The organism is Mycobacterium sp. NGS59, from assembly GCF_059812345.1.
In genome coordinates this window covers 39698-52711 of record NZ_JCALCN010000011.1, presented here as the reverse complement: position 1 = coordinate 52711, position 13014 = coordinate 39698, and the positions used below count along the sequence as shown (strand labels likewise).

Annotated in this window: 17 protein-coding genes; 7 read left to right on the top strand and 10 right to left on the bottom strand. The window is 65.9% G+C overall.

The window, feature by feature from the left end:
• Positions 1-94: 94 nt before the first annotated feature.
• On the top strand, positions 95-889 hold the full coding sequence (locus AC5Y46_RS14360; RefSeq protein WP_499991973.1) for a cutinase family protein: 795 nt from the start codon (positions 95-97) through the stop codon (positions 887-889).
• 8 nt (positions 890-897) lie between these two features.
• Here the strand turns inward: AC5Y46_RS14360 and AC5Y46_RS14355 are convergent, their stop codons facing one another.
• Together AC5Y46_RS14355 and AC5Y46_RS14350 are read right to left on the bottom strand one after the other, a co-directional pair.
• Positions 898-1200, bottom strand: a complete 303-nt coding sequence (locus tag AC5Y46_RS14355; protein ID WP_499941490.1) for a hypothetical protein — start codon at positions 1198-1200, stop codon at positions 898-900.
• Positions 1201-1265: 65 nt separating this feature from the next.
• Positions 1266-1955, bottom strand: a complete 690-nt coding sequence (locus AC5Y46_RS14350) for a hypothetical protein (protein WP_499991879.1) — start codon at positions 1953-1955, stop codon at positions 1266-1268.
• Between the two features lie 545 nt (positions 1956-2500).
• Here AC5Y46_RS14350 and AC5Y46_RS14345 point away from each other — a divergent pair.
• Entirely contained in the window at positions 2501-3094 is a 594-nt protein-coding gene (locus AC5Y46_RS14345; protein ID WP_499941488.1) for a cutinase family protein, read from the top strand.
• Here AC5Y46_RS14345 and truA read toward each other — a convergent pair.
• The 8 genes from truA to infA all read right to left on the bottom strand — a co-directional run bounded on the left by truA (position 3091) and on the right by infA (position 7685).
• Entirely contained in the window at positions 3091-3960 is an 870-nt protein-coding gene (gene truA, locus AC5Y46_RS14340; protein ID WP_499941871.1) for a tRNA pseudouridine(38-40) synthase TruA, read from the bottom strand. The two genes, AC5Y46_RS14345 and truA, sit on opposite strands and share 4 nt — an antisense overlap.
• Positions 3938-4540 carry a 50S ribosomal protein L17 gene (gene rplQ / locus AC5Y46_RS14335; protein ID WP_499941486.1) on the bottom strand — a complete coding sequence of 201 codons (603 nt, stop codon included), beginning with the start codon at positions 4538-4540 and terminating at the stop codon, positions 3938-3940. Before rplQ ends, truA begins: the two co-directional genes overlap by 23 nt.
• A 78-nt stretch (positions 4541-4618) precedes the next feature.
• Positions 4619-5662 carry a DNA-directed RNA polymerase subunit alpha gene (locus AC5Y46_RS14330; protein ID WP_065143522.1) on the bottom strand — a complete coding sequence of 348 codons (1044 nt, stop codon included), beginning with the start codon at positions 5660-5662 and terminating at the stop codon, positions 4619-4621.
• Positions 5663-5741: 79 nt separating this feature from the next.
• Entirely contained in the window at positions 5742-6347 is a 606-nt protein-coding gene (gene rpsD / locus AC5Y46_RS14325; RefSeq protein ID WP_065143523.1) for a 30S ribosomal protein S4, read from the bottom strand.
• Between the two features lie 18 nt (positions 6348-6365).
• On the bottom strand, positions 6366-6782 hold the full coding sequence (gene rpsK / locus AC5Y46_RS14320; RefSeq protein WP_499941484.1) for a 30S ribosomal protein S11: 417 nt from the start codon (positions 6780-6782) through the stop codon (positions 6366-6368).
• A 6-nt stretch (positions 6783-6788) separates the two neighbouring features.
• Positions 6789-7163, bottom strand: coding sequence for a 30S ribosomal protein S13 (gene rpsM, locus AC5Y46_RS14315; protein WP_499941483.1), 375 nt, complete (start codon positions 7161-7163; stop codon positions 6789-6791).
• 149 nt (positions 7164-7312) lie between these two features.
• Complete coding sequence (rpmJ, locus tag AC5Y46_RS14310; protein ID WP_003879483.1) at positions 7313-7426, bottom strand: 50S ribosomal protein L36; 114 nt, start codon at positions 7424-7426, stop codon at positions 7313-7315.
• A 37-nt stretch (positions 7427-7463) separates the two neighbouring features.
• Positions 7464-7685, bottom strand: coding sequence for a translation initiation factor IF-1 (infA, locus tag AC5Y46_RS14305; protein WP_003418601.1), 222 nt, complete (start codon positions 7683-7685; stop codon positions 7464-7466).
• Between the two features lie 253 nt (positions 7686-7938).
• Here infA and AC5Y46_RS14300 point away from each other — a divergent pair, with 253 nt between their 5' ends.
• From AC5Y46_RS14300 to AC5Y46_RS14280, 5 genes are all read left to right on the top strand, one after another.
• Positions 7939-8790 (top strand): LLM class F420-dependent oxidoreductase, encoded by an 852-nt coding sequence (locus tag AC5Y46_RS14300; RefSeq protein WP_499941481.1) that lies wholly within the window; start codon positions 7939-7941, stop codon positions 8788-8790.
• An 8-nt stretch (positions 8791-8798) separates the two neighbouring features.
• On the top strand, positions 8799-9659 hold the full coding sequence (locus tag AC5Y46_RS14295) for an LLM class F420-dependent oxidoreductase (protein WP_499941480.1): 861 nt from the start codon (positions 8799-8801) through the stop codon (positions 9657-9659).
• A 10-nt stretch (positions 9660-9669) separates the two neighbouring features.
• Positions 9670-10665, top strand: coding sequence for a dTDP-glucose 4,6-dehydratase (gene rfbB, locus AC5Y46_RS14290; protein ID WP_499991866.1), 996 nt, complete (start codon positions 9670-9672; stop codon positions 10663-10665).
• A gap of 1 nt (position 10666) precedes the next feature.
• Positions 10667-11278, top strand: a complete 612-nt coding sequence (gene rfbC, locus AC5Y46_RS14285) for a dTDP-4-dehydrorhamnose 3,5-epimerase (protein ID WP_499991865.1) — start codon at positions 10667-10669, stop codon at positions 11276-11278.
• 213 nt (positions 11279-11491) lie between these two features.
• The gene (locus AC5Y46_RS14280; RefSeq protein ID WP_499991863.1) at positions 11492-13012 is read left to right on the top strand and encodes a CoA-acylating methylmalonate-semialdehyde dehydrogenase; all 1521 of its coding nucleotides are present in this window, start codon (positions 11492-11494) and stop codon (positions 13010-13012) included.
• Positions 13013-13014: the final 2 nt, after the last annotated feature.

Below are 13014 nucleotides of genomic sequence, written 5' to 3'. Positions count from 1 at the left end.
GCCGCCCGCCGGTCCGCCCGCCGCGTTCATCCACAGCCGCGGAGGTTTTGCTGCGTGGCGCGCCGGGTAAAATTTCGGCGTGTTTCAGCAATTCATGCGCCTGACCGGCCGGGCCGGGATCGGCTCACTGGCTGTGCTGGCCGCGACGGTCCTCAGCCCGGGTGCGGCGGTGCCGCTGGCATCGGCGGCGGAGTGCCCGGACGCCGAGGTGATCTTCGCCCGGGGGACCAACGAGCCGGTAGGCATGGGCAGAGTCGGCGACGCCTTCGTGGAGTCGCTGCGTCAGCAGACCAGCGGGTTGACCATCCGGACCTACGGCGTGAACTACGCCGCCAGCAAGCTGCAGCTGCACGGCGGCGACGGTGCCAACGACGTGATTTCGCGCGTCAAGTCGACGGTGTCGTCGTGCCCCAGCACCAAGATCGTGCTGGGTGGTTACTCGCAGGGCGCATCGGTGATGGACATCGTCGCCGGCGTGCCGATCGGCGGCATCAGCTGGGGCAGTTCGCTGCCGCCGGAATACGCCGGCAACATCGCGGCCGTCGTCACATTTGGCGACATCGCCGACCGCGCCGGCGGGGACCTGCCGACCAAGAGCCCGCTGCTGGGCGCCAAGGCAGTCGATTACTGCAACCCGATGGACCCGATCTGCCATGCCGGTGCCGGCAACGAGTGGACTGGCCACACCGAGGGCTACGTCCCGACCTACACGACGCTCGGCGCGACCTTCGCGGCCGGCAAGTTGATGGCGGGGATGACGCCGCACCTGCCGGGACAGCTGCCCGGCGGCACTCCGCTGCTGCCCGCGTCGCCGGCACCCTTGGTACCCGGGACACCCAGCACGACGCCGCTACCCGCGTCCAATCTGCCTGTCGTGCAGGTCCGTTGAGTAGCGGATCAGGGTTTGCGTAGCTCGATGCGGTTGCCGTTGCCCTCGCAGTAGCTGAGGATGCCCGTCTCGCTGAAGGCTCCGGCGGGGTTTCCGACACACTCGTATCCATCGACCAGCACCGCATTGCGTGCGATCGGTGTGCCGGCGCCGGCGAAGTTGTGATCGAATACGCTGCGCGCCTCCTGGCAGGTCGCACTGCCGGATTGAACAACGAGCGCGAAGTCTCCCTGGGTGGTGGTGTAGAAACCGCAGGAACCCGGAGCCGCATTAGCCGACGGGATTTGAACAGCGGCAGACAGCACAACCACTGATGCGGCTAGTCGCCTGAGACTATCGACCATGATGCCGTCGCCTGGCCGTCCAGGTGCGCAACTCAACAGCCCTCCAAAGCCTCGGGCCGGCCAACGGCCGGAGAACCGGATCGACCACTGTCAGCGATCGGAAAGCTCAGCAGGCGATGGTTCGTGGTGAAGTCCTTCGGACCCTCGAACACGTTGATCGCGAGCGTTCCCTGTCCGCCGACATTACCCTCGTCGATGGTGTACTGCGCACCGGAGTACGCCGCCCGGATGTCAGCGGCACTTGATCCGTCACCGACACCTCGGTCGGTCATCACACCTGGGGGCGTCTCAATGCCCGTCACCCGACCGCTGCTATCCGCAATCCATACCTTGAGCACGTTGACCGCGTTCTCGCCCAACACGGTGCAGTGATAGAAGTGGTTGGCCGGAGCAGGCCCCATTGCAGCTGCTGCCTCGGCCTGCGTCATCCCGATGCGCAGTTGACCGTAACCTTCGAATGTCGCGACGGGTGCAGATGGCGCGACCGACGTCGTGGAATGGTTTGCTTCGTGGCCGGCTGGCCTACTCGGGTCAGTTTGCGACCTCGGCGTTGAGTCGGTGCCACACGCGGCGACGGTCAGCATCACAGCGACCAGCGCAAGCACCGTGCGCGACTGCACGCCGTCGACCTCATACCCGGTTCGAGATTGCACCGCTTCGCCATCCAGCACGCGCCAAAACCTCAGTTCCCCATCCTGAATCCATTGCTGCCGAGGTCGCACGTCGCATACGAGTCGGCGTGCACGCGGCCGGGCAGCACCGGAACCAGACAATGCCACCCTTCAACGGATGCTTCCGCGCTGGACCCATCGCCCCTCGGTATCGACGGGCCGAAGTCGTGGAAATAACGGTTCGCGATGCGTAGCGCAGTCGCACAGTCGACATCCCCACTCATGACAACCACCGGCTGGGTACGGCCGGGAACATCGAGAACCGTTCCGCAGGTGGTACCCGGCGGTGCAGCGACGGCAGCAGCGGGGAAGGCGATAGCTGCGCATCCGAGCCCAACGACACCCGCGCACACAGCAGACAGCGACACGAGCCGGGCTCGGCGCCAGATGTGCGCGGAAAGCTTCGATGATGTGCGTGTCATATCGACTGATGCCTCCCGCTCAAACGGCTCGCGAATTCATCGGATCCTCGCATATGAGCCGATCCAAGAAACGATTGAGCCCTACGGCCACGCCATAACGACATCACCACCGGCAACGAACACGAGAATGTGCGGCCGCTGACCCCAGTCGAAATCAGTCCGTAGCATCGGACCATGAGGCTTGTGTCCGTCGGCCGATTGGCCGTTTTGCTGGCTACCGTGTTGCTCGCGTCCGGGTCGGTGATCGCCGCGTCACCGGCAGTCGCGGCGGAGTGCCCGGATGCCGAGGTCGTATTCGCCCGGGGCCGCGAGGAGCCACCCGGGGTCGGTCAGATCGGCGACGCGCTCGTCAGTGCGCTGCGCTCGAAGACGAGTAAGTCGATCGGGGTCTACGGGGTCAACTATCCCGCCAACATCAGCGTCGACAGCGGCGCCAAAGACATGGCCGGCCACGTCGGGTCCATGGCGAAGAGTTGCCCGAACACCCGCGAGGTGCTCGGCGGCTATTCGCTGGGTGCCGAGGTGGCCGACCTCGCGGCCTGCTGCCGGCTGGCTCCCGGCATGGACCAACACGTGGCGGCCATCGCGTTGTTCGGCAACGGCACCCGCGGAATCGCACCCGCCTACGCCCGCAGGACGATCGACCAGTGCGCACCGGGTGATCCGATCTGTGGCAGAGGCACGAACTGGCCGTCGCACCTGCAGCCGTCGTATCTCGGATCGGGACTGATCGAGCAGGCCGCCGACTTCGTCGCGGGCAAACTCTAGCTGCGATCCCGCGTTCGCATATCCCGGGTGATCAGCGTCCGCGCCGCGAGTTCGTCGTCGGGCGGATAGTCCACCCGGACCAGCGTCAACCCCTGTGGCGGCGCGGCCGCGAAATCACTGGATCGGCTTGTCGCGTGCAGCAATTCAGCGCACCATTGCGCACTGCGACGACGTTCGCCCACTGCCAGCAGTGCACCCACCAGAGACCGGACCATCGACCAGCAGAAAGCGTCGGCGCTGACGCGCGCCGTCACCAGATCCCCCTCCCGCGACCAGTCCAGCTGCTGCAGTTCCCGGATGGTCGTGGCGCCCTCGCGGTGTCGGCAGAACGCGGCGAAGTCGTGCAACCCCAACAGTTCTCGTGACGCCGCCGTCATCGCCTCGACGTCCAGCACGCGCGGCCACGCAGTGACGAAACGAGCCTGCTGCGGCACCACGCCGTAGGGGGCCGTCGAGAGCCGGTAGACATAGTGGCGCCGCAGAGCCGAAAACCGGGCGTCGAAACCCGTTGGCGCGCGGGTGATATCGAGCACCCGGACGTCGGCGGGCAGGAACCTGCCCAGCCGCCGCACCAATGGCAGGAACTCCGGCCCCTCGACCCCGGCCGAGCGCGAATAGGCGTTCACCACCGCCTCGACCGGCACATCCACATGCGCAACCTGCCCGGTCGCGTGCACTCCGGTGTCGGTGCGCCCGGCAGCGCGCAGCCGCACCGGCGTGCGAAACACGGTCGTCAGCGCCTCGTCGAGAACACCGGCTACCGTGCGCTGACCAACCTGTGCCGCCCAGCCCGCGAAATCGGTTCCGTCGTAGGCGATGTCGAGCCGCAGACGGACGTCCCCACTAATTCTCGGGGGCCTCGTCAGGTGCGTCGTCGCTGGCGGCCTCTGCGGACTCGTCGAGCCCGCCCTGCGGCGCTACGGCCGCGGTCTCAGGCGCATCTTCGGTGTCGGCTCCGTCGTCAGCCGCGGAGTCGTCGACCGCATCCGGTTCGACGGATGCCTGCGGTGCGGCCGCGGCGGCCTCAGGCTTCTCCGATTTCTTGGACGCCTTCACCCGGCGCGCCCGGTCGGCCTCCGACGTCACCGTCTTCTCCCGCACCAGCTCGATCACCGCCATCGGGGCGTTGTCACCCTTGCGCGGCTCGACCTTGATGATGCGGGTGTAGCCGCCGTCGCGGTCGGCGAAGAACGGCCCGATCTCGGCGAACAAGGTGTGCACCACATCCTTGTCGCGGATCTTCTTGAGCACCTCACGCCGGTTGTGCAGCGTGCCCTTCTTGGCGTGGGTGACCAGCTTCTCCGCGTAGGGTCGCAATGCCCGCGCCTTGGCCTCGGTGGTCTTGATCCGGCCGTGCTCGAACAACGACGTGGCCAGGTTGGCCAGGATCGCCTTCTGGTGCGAAGACGACCCGCCGAGACGAGGTCCCTTGGTGGGCTTGGGCATTGCGACTATCTCCTATTCGGGGCCGGTCCCCGTATCAGGTAGGACCGGGACGGAATTCTGTTGAAGCTGTTACAGCTGTTAGAGCTGTTCGGTTTCGGCGTAGTCCTGGTCGTCGTAGGCGCCCTCGGTGGACCAGGTGCCGGTGGCGACGTCGTAGCCGGCGACCTCGGACGGGTCGAAGCTGGGCGGGCTGTCCTTGAGCGACAGACCCAGCTGGTGCAGCTTGACCTTCACCTCGTCGATGGACTTCTGACCGAAGTTGCGGATGTCGAGCAGGTCGGACTCGGTGCGCGAGACCAACTCGCCGACGGTGTGCACGCCCTCACGCTTGAGGCAGTTGTAGGAGCGCACGGTCAGGTCCAAGTCGTCGATCGGCAGCGCGAACGACGCGATGTGGTCGGCCTCGGCCGGCGACGGCCCGATCTCGATGCCCTCGGCTTCGACGTTGAGTTCGCGTGCCAGACCGAACAATTCGACCAGCGTCTTACCGGCGGAGGCCAGCGCGTCGCGCGGGGTGATCGAGCTCTTGGTCTCCACGTCCAGGATCAGCTTGTCGAAGTCGGTGCGCTGCTCGACCCGGGTGGCGTCCACCTTGTAGGTGACCTTGAGCACCGGCGAGTAGATGGAATCGACTGGGATACGGCCGATCTCGGCACCGGAAGCCCGGTTCTGCACGGCCGGGACGTAGCCGCGCCCCCGCTCGACGACGAGCTCGACCTCGAGCTTGCCCTTGTCGTTCAGGGTGGCGATGTGCATGGACGGGTTGTGCACGGTGACCCCGGCCGGCGGCACGATGTCGCCCGCGGTGACCTCACCGGGACCCTGCTTGCGCAGGTACATGGTGACCGGCTCGTCCTCCTCGGAGGACACGACCAGGCTCTTGAGGTTCAGGATGATGTCGGTGACGTCTTCCTTGACCCCGGGCACGGTGGTGAACTCGTGCAGGACGCCGTCGATGCGGATACTGGTCACCGCCGCGCCGGGAATCGACGACAGCAGCGTGCGACGCAGCGAATTGCCAAGGGTGTAACCGAATCCCGGCTCCAGCGGTTCGATGACGAACTGGGACCGGTTGTCGGTGAGGATGTCCTCGGACAGGGTGGGGCGCTGAGAAATCAGCATGGTGTTTCTTCTTCTCCTTCTCGGCACCCGCTATTTGATGCCGCTCAGGTTGTCTGCACCGGTTGATGCAGAACGTCTATTACTTCGAGTAGAACTCGACGATCAGCTGCTCGGCGAGCGGGACGTCAATCTGCGCGCGCTCAGGCAACTGGTGAACCAGGATGCGCTGCCGCTCACCCACCACCTGCAGCCAGCTCGGGATCGGACGGTCGCCCGCGGTCTCCCGAGCGATCTGGAACGGCACGGTGTTCACCGACTGGTCCCGTACGTCGATGATGTCGTACTGCGACACCCGGTAGCTGGGGACGTCGACGCGAACGCCGTTGACGGTGAAGTGCCCGTGGGTGACCAACTGACGGGCCATCCGGCGGGTCCGGGCCAGTCCAGCCCGGTACACGACGTTGTCGAGCCGGCTCTCCAGGATGCGCAGCAATTCCTCACCGGTCTTGCCCGAGTGGCGCACAGCCTCTTCGTAGTAGCGACGGAACTGCTTTTCCATCACGCCGTAGGTGAAACGCGCCTTCTGCTTCTCCTGCAGCTGCAGGCGGTACTCACTTTCCTTGACCCGGGCGCGGCCGTGCTGGCCGGGCGGGTAAGGGCGCTTCTCATACGACTGGTCGCCACCGACGAGGTCGGTGCCCAGCCGGCGGGACTTGCGGGTGACGGGTCCGGTGTAACGAGCCATGGGTATGTCCTCCTAGACCTAGACGCGCCGACGCTTCGGCGGGCGGACACCGTTGTGCGGCTGCGGCGTGACGTCGGAGATCGCGCCGACCTCGAGGCCGGCGGCCTGCAACGAGCGGATCGCGGTCTCGCGGCCCGAGCCCGGGCCCTTGACGAACACGTCGACCTTGCGCACCCCGTGCTCCTGGGCCTTGCGCGCGGCGTTCTCCGCGGCCAACTGCGCGGCGAACGGCGTCGACTTGCGGGAGCCCTTGAAGCCGACGTGCCCCGACGACGCCCAGGCGATGACGTTGCCCTGCGGGTCGGTGATGGTCACGATCGTGTTGTTGAAGGTGCTCTTGATGTGCGCGGCACCGTGCGGGACGTTCTTCTTTTCCCGACGACGGGTCTTCTGACCCTTCTTCGGGCCTGCGGCTGCCTTCTTTGCTGGTGGCATTCGGGGTTACCTGGCCTTCTTCTTGCCGGCGATGGTGCGCTTGGGTCCCTTGCGGGTGCGCGCGTTGGTCTTGGTCCGCTGGCCGCGTACCGGCAGGCCGCGGCGGTGCCGCAGACCCTGGTAGCAGCCGATCTCGATCTTGCGACGAATGTCGGCCTGCACCTCGCGGCGCAGGTCACCCTCGACCTTCAGGTTCGCTTCGATGTAGTCACGCAGCTGGGTCAGCTGATCGTCGCTCAGGTCTTTGGTGCGCAGGTCCTTGTCGATGCCGGTGGCCGCCAGAATCTCGTTCGAGCGGGTGCGGCCGACGCCGAAGATATAGGTCAGCGCGATCTCCATCCGCTTGTCGCGCGGCAGATCGACGCCTACTAGTCGAGCCATAGGTGGCGTTTCCTCTTTCTCAGCGGAGGTCTTTTCCCAGTCCGTTCCCGCTCAGTTGCGGGGCCCGGCCTCCGTCCGGGCGTGGTAGGCGGCCTATCCGCCTAGTGGTGCTGGGAGGTCTGCATTCAGTTGTTAAGCGAAAGCCCCGACTAACCCTGTCTCTGTTTGTGACGGGGATCGGAGCAGATCACCATGACCCGTCCATGCCGACGGATCACCCTGCACTTGTCACAGATCGGCTTGACGCTCGGGTTCACCTTCACGGCAGTCTCGGTCCTGTTCTTCTCTGGGTGTTAATCGCTACTTGTACCGGTACACAATGCGGCCGCGGGACAGGTCGTAGGGAGACAGCTCCACCACGACGCGGTCCTCGGGCAGGATGCGGATGTAGTGCTGCCGCATCTTGCCGCTGATGTGGGCGAGCACCTTGTGACCGTTCTCCAACTCGATGCGAAACATCGCATTCGGCAGGGGTTCGACCACGCGGCCCTCGACCTCGATGGCGCCGTCCTTCTTGGCCATTACTTTTAAGCGATCCTCTACTTTTCGTTCATGCTCCTGGCTCGGCGCAGCACGCGTCGGCGACTACAACAACGTGAGCCGGTGATGGAAATTCCGCGAAAGTCCGCGAATTTCAGGACAGGGCACGCCAAGAGCCGGCACGAACGCCGCACCGTCGGGCCACGATACCCGCTTGGCCGTCCCCGACGCAAAACGCCGCAGATCAGCGTGCGGACCCGGAATACGCAAGGTCAGGGCGCAGGTTAGAGCAACCATGACGCATTCAGCTGAGAGCAAACCCGACCTCGGTCGGTTCGGATCGTTCGGACGCGGCGTCACGCCGCAGCAAGCCAAGGAAATAGAAGCTCTCGGCTACGGCGCGGTCTGGGTGGGTGGCTCCCCGCCGGCCGAGTTGTCCTGGGTGGAACCCATCCTGGAAGCGACGACGACGTTGCAGGTGGCCACCGGCATCGTCAACATCTGGACGGCGCCCGCCCAACCCGTCGCCGCGTCGTTCCATCGCATCGACAAGGCGTACCCCGGCCGCTTCCTGCTCGGCATCGGCGTCGGTCATCCCGAGGCGCACACCGAATACCGCAAGCCCTACGAAGCTCTGGTCGAGTACCTCGACCAGCTCGACGAACACGGCGTGCCCGCCAACCGCAGGGTGGTCGCCGCGTTGGGTCCGCGAGTCCTCAAGCTGTCCGCGGACCGCAGCGCCGGCGCGCACCCCTACCTCACCACTCCCGAGCACACCGCCCGGGCGCGCGAACTGATGGGTCCGTCGGCGTTCCTGGCACCCGAGCACAAGGTGGTCCTCACTACCGACGCCGACAAGGCGCATGCCGTGGGACGCAAGGCCCTCGAGATCTATCTGAACCTCGCGAACTACCTGAACAGCTGGAAGCGACTCGGCTTCACCGACGACGACGTCGCCAAGCCGGGCAGCGACCGGTTGGTCGACGCCGTCGTCGCCTACGGATCCATCGACGCGATCGCGGCCCGCCTGCGTGAGCACCTCGACGCCGGCGCCGACCACGTCCCGGTCCAGGTCCTGACGCGAAGTGAGAACCTTGTCCCGGCGCTGGCCGAATTGGCCGGGGCTCTTGGGCTCGAACGGGTATAGGGGGCTAAATGACTGGCTCGGTTTCACTCAAACCTGACCTGGGGCGGTTCGGCGTCTGGCTGGGCACCCGCTCCCTCGACCCGGAGTTGGCCGCGCAGATCGAGTCGCTCGGCTACGGCGGCGCGTGGATCGGTGCGTCGCCGGACGCCGACTTGGCTTGGGTCGAACCCGCCCTGGAGCAGACTGAGCACCTGCAGTTGGCTACCGGGATCGTCAACGTCTGGACGGCCCCGGCCGACGACGTCGCCGCCTCGTATCAGCGCATCGAAGATGCCTATCCGGGCCGGTTCCTGCTCGGTGTCGGGGTCGGGCATCCCGAACACACCGAGCAGTACCAGAAGCCCTACGACGCGCTGGTGTCCTACCTCGACGTGCTCGACAACGCGCTGGTGCCGACCAGCCGGCGGGTGCTCGCGGCGCTGGGTCCCCGGGTGCTCCAGCTCTCGGCGCAGCGCAGCGCGGGCGCGCACCCTTATCTGACGACGCCCGAACACACCGGCAAGGCGCGACACCTGCTCGGCAACACCGTGTTTCTGGCTCCCGAACACAAGGTCGTGCTGACCACCGACGCGGAAGAGGCCCGTGCCGTCGGCCGCAAGTTCGTCGACTTCTACCTGGGTCTGAGCAACTACGTGAACAACTGGCTGCGGCTGGGTTTCACCGAGGACGACGTCCGCAAGCCCGGTAGCGACCGGCTGATCGACGCGCTGGTCGCCTACGGCACCGCCGACGCGATCGCCGCCCGCCTCAACGAGCACCTCGACGCCGGCGCCGACCACGTGGCCATCCAGGTTCTGGGTGCCTCGAAACCCGAGAAGCTGATACCAGTACTTCGTGAACTGGCGGGACCGCTGGGCCTCACCGGTTAGGGTTGGCCCCATGCGACTGCTGGTCACCGGAGGGGCGGGCTTCATCGGCGCGAACTTCGTGCACAGCACCGTGCGCGAGCATCCCGAGGACTCGGTGACCGTCATCGACTCGCTGACCTACGCCGGGCGGCGGGAGTCGCTGGCCGACGTCGAGGACGCCATCCGGTTCGTCGAAGGCGACATCTGTGACACCGAGCTGGTCTCCGCGTTGGTGGCCGAGTCGGACGCGGTGGTGCATTTCGCCGCCGAATCCCATGTGGACAACGCCCTGGACAATCCGGAACCCTTTCTGCACACCAACGTGGTCGGGACGTTCACAATCCTGGAAGCGGTGCGGCGGCACGGGGTTCGGCTGCATCACATCTCGACCGACGAGGTCTACGGGGACTTGGAACTCGATGATCCGCAACGGTTCACCGAGTCCACGCCGTACAACCCGTCGAGTCCCTACTCGGCGACCAAGGCCGGCAGCGACATGCTGGTGCGGGCCTGGGTGCGGTCGTACGGCGTACGCGCAACCCTGTCCAATTGTTCCAACAACTACGGGCCCTTCCAGCACATCGAGAAGTTCATTCCGCGCCAGATCACCAATGTGCTCACCGGTCGGCGATGCAAGCTCTATGGCGCGGGCGCCAACGTCCGCGACTGGATCCACGTCGACGACCACAACAGCGCGGTGCGCCGCATCCTGGAGAAGGGACAACTCGGCCGGACCTATCTGATCAGTTCGGAGGGCGAGCGCGACAACTTGAGCGTGCTGCGCACGATTCTGCGGCTCATGGGCCGCGACTCGGACGACTTCGACCACGTCACCGACCGCGTCGGCCACGACCTGCGATACGCCATCGACCCGACCCTGCTCAACACCGAATTGTGCTGGGCGCCAAAGCACACCGACTTCGAGGAAGGCTTGCAGGCCACCATCGACTGGTACCGGGACAACGAATCGTGGTGGCGCCCACTCAAAGACGCCGCCGAGGCGCGCTACACAGAACGCGGCCAGTGAGATGAAGGTACGCGAACTCGCAGTCCCGGGCGCCTGGGAGATCACGCCGGCCATCCACGGCGACTCGCGCGGGATGTTCTTCGAGTGGCTGACCGACCGCGGCTTCACCGGGTTCGCCGGCCACCGCCTGGATGTCCGGCAGGCGAACTGCTCGGTGTCCTCGGCCGGTGTGCTGCGCGGCCTGCACTTCGCCCAGTTGCCGCCGAGCCAGGCCAAATACGTGACCTGCGTGCGGGGTGCGGTGTTCGACGTCGTCGTCGACATCCGGGTGGGCTCACCGACATTCGGCAAGTGGGATTCGGTGTTACTCGACGATCAGGACCACCGGACCGTCTACATCTCCGAAGGCCTCGCGCACGGTTTCCTTGCCCTGCAGGACAATTCAACGGTCATGTATCTGTGTTCGGCGGAATACAACCCGGAGCGCGAACACACCATCGCCGCGACGGATCCGACGCTCGGTGTGGATTGGCCGCTGGTCGACGGCAACCCGCCCAGCCTGTCCGAGCGCGACGCGGTGGCTCCCAGTTTCGAGGAGGTCCGCGAGTCCGGTCTGCTGCCCACCTGGGAGGAGACGCAGGACTTCGTCAACGGCTTGCGCGGCGCGCGGTAGGTCCGATTCCGTTCGAGTGTGCGGCCAGCCGCACGGTCGGCGGCCGAGGGCATACATGCTGCCGTCAACATTCGGTTGGCCAAAGGGAACCACTGGTGAACCCGACCGAGTCGGACCCGCCACCCGGCCACCTACCCGGGTTGCCTACCCGGATCTGTATTTACTAGGATATGCAAGTATCGCATACTTCCCACGACCGTTAACGGGACAACCATGACTACGCAAATACCGCATTTCATCGACGGCCAGCGCACCACCGGCCAGTCCGGTCGCACCGCCGACGTCTTCAACCCGAGCACCGGCGAGGTCCAGGCCACGGTGCCGATGGCGAACCAGGCCGACATCGACGCTGCCGTGGCTTCCGCGGCAACCGCCCAAAAGGCTTGGGCCGCTTGGAATCCGCAACGCCGCGCTCGCGTGTTAATGCGTTTCGTCGACCTGGTGAACCAGAACATCGACGAACTGGCCGAGTTGCTTTCGCTCGAGCACGGCAAGACGGTGCAAGACGCCAGGGGTGACATCCAGCGCGGCATCGAGGTCATCGAGTTCTGCATCGGCATCCCGCACCTGCTCAAGGGCGACTACACCGAGGGCGCCGGTCCCGGCATCGACGTCTATTCACTGCGGCAACCGCTGGGCGTCGTCGCCGGCATCACCCCCTTCAACTTCCCGGCCATGATCCCGCTGTGGAAGGCCGGTCCGGCCCTGGCGTGCGGAAATGCGTTCGTGCTCAAGCCAAGTGAGCGCGACCCGTCGGTCCCGCTGCGACTGGCCGAGCTGTTCACCGAGGCCGGCCTGCCGCCCGGGGTGTTCCAGGTGGTGCACGGCGACAAGGAAGCCGTCGACGCCATCCTGAACCACCCCGACATCAAGGCCGTGGGTTTCGTCGGCAGTTCCGACATCGCCCAGTACATCTACAGCCAGTCGGCGGCGACCGGCAAGCGTTCGCAATGCTTCGGCGGCGCCAAGAACCACATGATCGTCATGCCCGACGCCGACCTCGACCAGGCCGTCGACGCCCTGATCGGCGCCGGCTACGGCAGTGCCGGCGAGCGCTGCATGGCGATCAGCGTCGCTGTCCCGGTCGGCGACCAGACCGCAGACCGGTTGCGCGCCAGGCTGATCGAGCGGATCAACAACCTGCGCGTCGGGCACAGCCTGGACCCCAAGGCCGACTACGGTCCGCTGGTCACCGAGGCCGCGCTGCAGCGGGTGCGCGACTACATCGGCCAGGGTGCCGACGCCGGCGCCGAACTCGTCATCGACGGCCGCGAACGGGCCAGCGACGACCTGACTTTCGGGGATGCGAACCTCGAGGGCGGCTTCTTCATCGGACCCACGCTGTTCGACCACGTCACTACCGACATGTCGATCTACACCGACGAGATCTTCGGTCCGGTGTTGTGCATCGTGCGCGCTCACGACTATGAAGAGGCGTTGCGGTTGCCCACCGAACACGAGTACGGCAATGGCGTGGCCATCTTCACCCGTGACGGGGATTCCGCCCGTGACTTCACCTCACGGGTTGAGGTGGGCATGGTCGGTGTCAACGTGCCGATCCCGGTTCCGGTGGCCTACCACACGTTCGGCGGCTGGAAGCGGTCCGGTTTCGGCGACCTCAATCAGCACGGGCCGGCGTCGATCCAGTTCTACACCAAGGTCAAGACCGTAACCTCGCGGTGGCCGTCGGGCATCAAGGACGGTGCCGAATTCTCCATCCCCACCATGGATTAACG

Bases quoted from the DNA above. Each gene is read 5' to 3' on its own strand.
- AC5Y46_RS14330 (WP_065143522.1), bottom strand. From the start codon at position 5,662: ATGCTGATTTCTCAGCGCCCCACCCTGTCCGAGGACATCCTCACCGAC.
- rfbC (WP_499991865.1), top strand. From the start codon at position 10,667: ATGAAGGTACGCGAACTCGCAGTCCCGGGCGCCTGGGAGATCACGCCG.
- rpsM (WP_499941483.1), bottom strand. From the start codon at position 7,163: ATGGCTCGACTAGTAGGCGTCGATCTGCCGCGCGACAAGCGGATGGAG.
- AC5Y46_RS14360 (WP_499991973.1), top strand. From the start codon at position 95: ATGCGCCTGACCGGCCGGGCCGGGATCGGCTCACTGGCTGTGCTGGCC.
- AC5Y46_RS14300 (WP_499941481.1), top strand. From the start codon at position 7,939: ATGACGCATTCAGCTGAGAGCAAACCCGACCTCGGTCGGTTCGGATCG.
- rpsK (WP_499941484.1), bottom strand. From the start codon at position 6,782: ATGCCACCAGCAAAGAAGGCAGCCGCAGGCCCGAAGAAGGGTCAGAAG.
- AC5Y46_RS14295 (WP_499941480.1), top strand. From the start codon at position 8,799: ATGACTGGCTCGGTTTCACTCAAACCTGACCTGGGGCGGTTCGGCGTC.
- rplQ (WP_499941486.1), bottom strand. From the start codon at position 4,540: ATGCCCAAGCCCACCAAGGGACCTCGTCTCGGCGGGTCGTCTTCGCAC.
- rfbB (WP_499991866.1), top strand. From the start codon at position 9,670: ATGCGACTGCTGGTCACCGGAGGGGCGGGCTTCATCGGCGCGAACTTC.
- AC5Y46_RS14345 (WP_499941488.1), top strand. From the start codon at position 2,501: ATGAGGCTTGTGTCCGTCGGCCGATTGGCCGTTTTGCTGGCTACCGTG.
- infA (WP_003418601.1), bottom strand. From the start codon at position 7,685: ATGGCCAAGAAGGACGGCGCCATCGAGGTCGAGGGCCGCGTGGTCGAA.
- rpsD (WP_065143523.1), bottom strand. From the start codon at position 6,347: ATGGCTCGTTACACCGGACCCGTCACCCGCAAGTCCCGCCGGCTGGGC.
- AC5Y46_RS14280 (WP_499991863.1), top strand. From the start codon at position 11,492: ATGACTACGCAAATACCGCATTTCATCGACGGCCAGCGCACCACCGGC.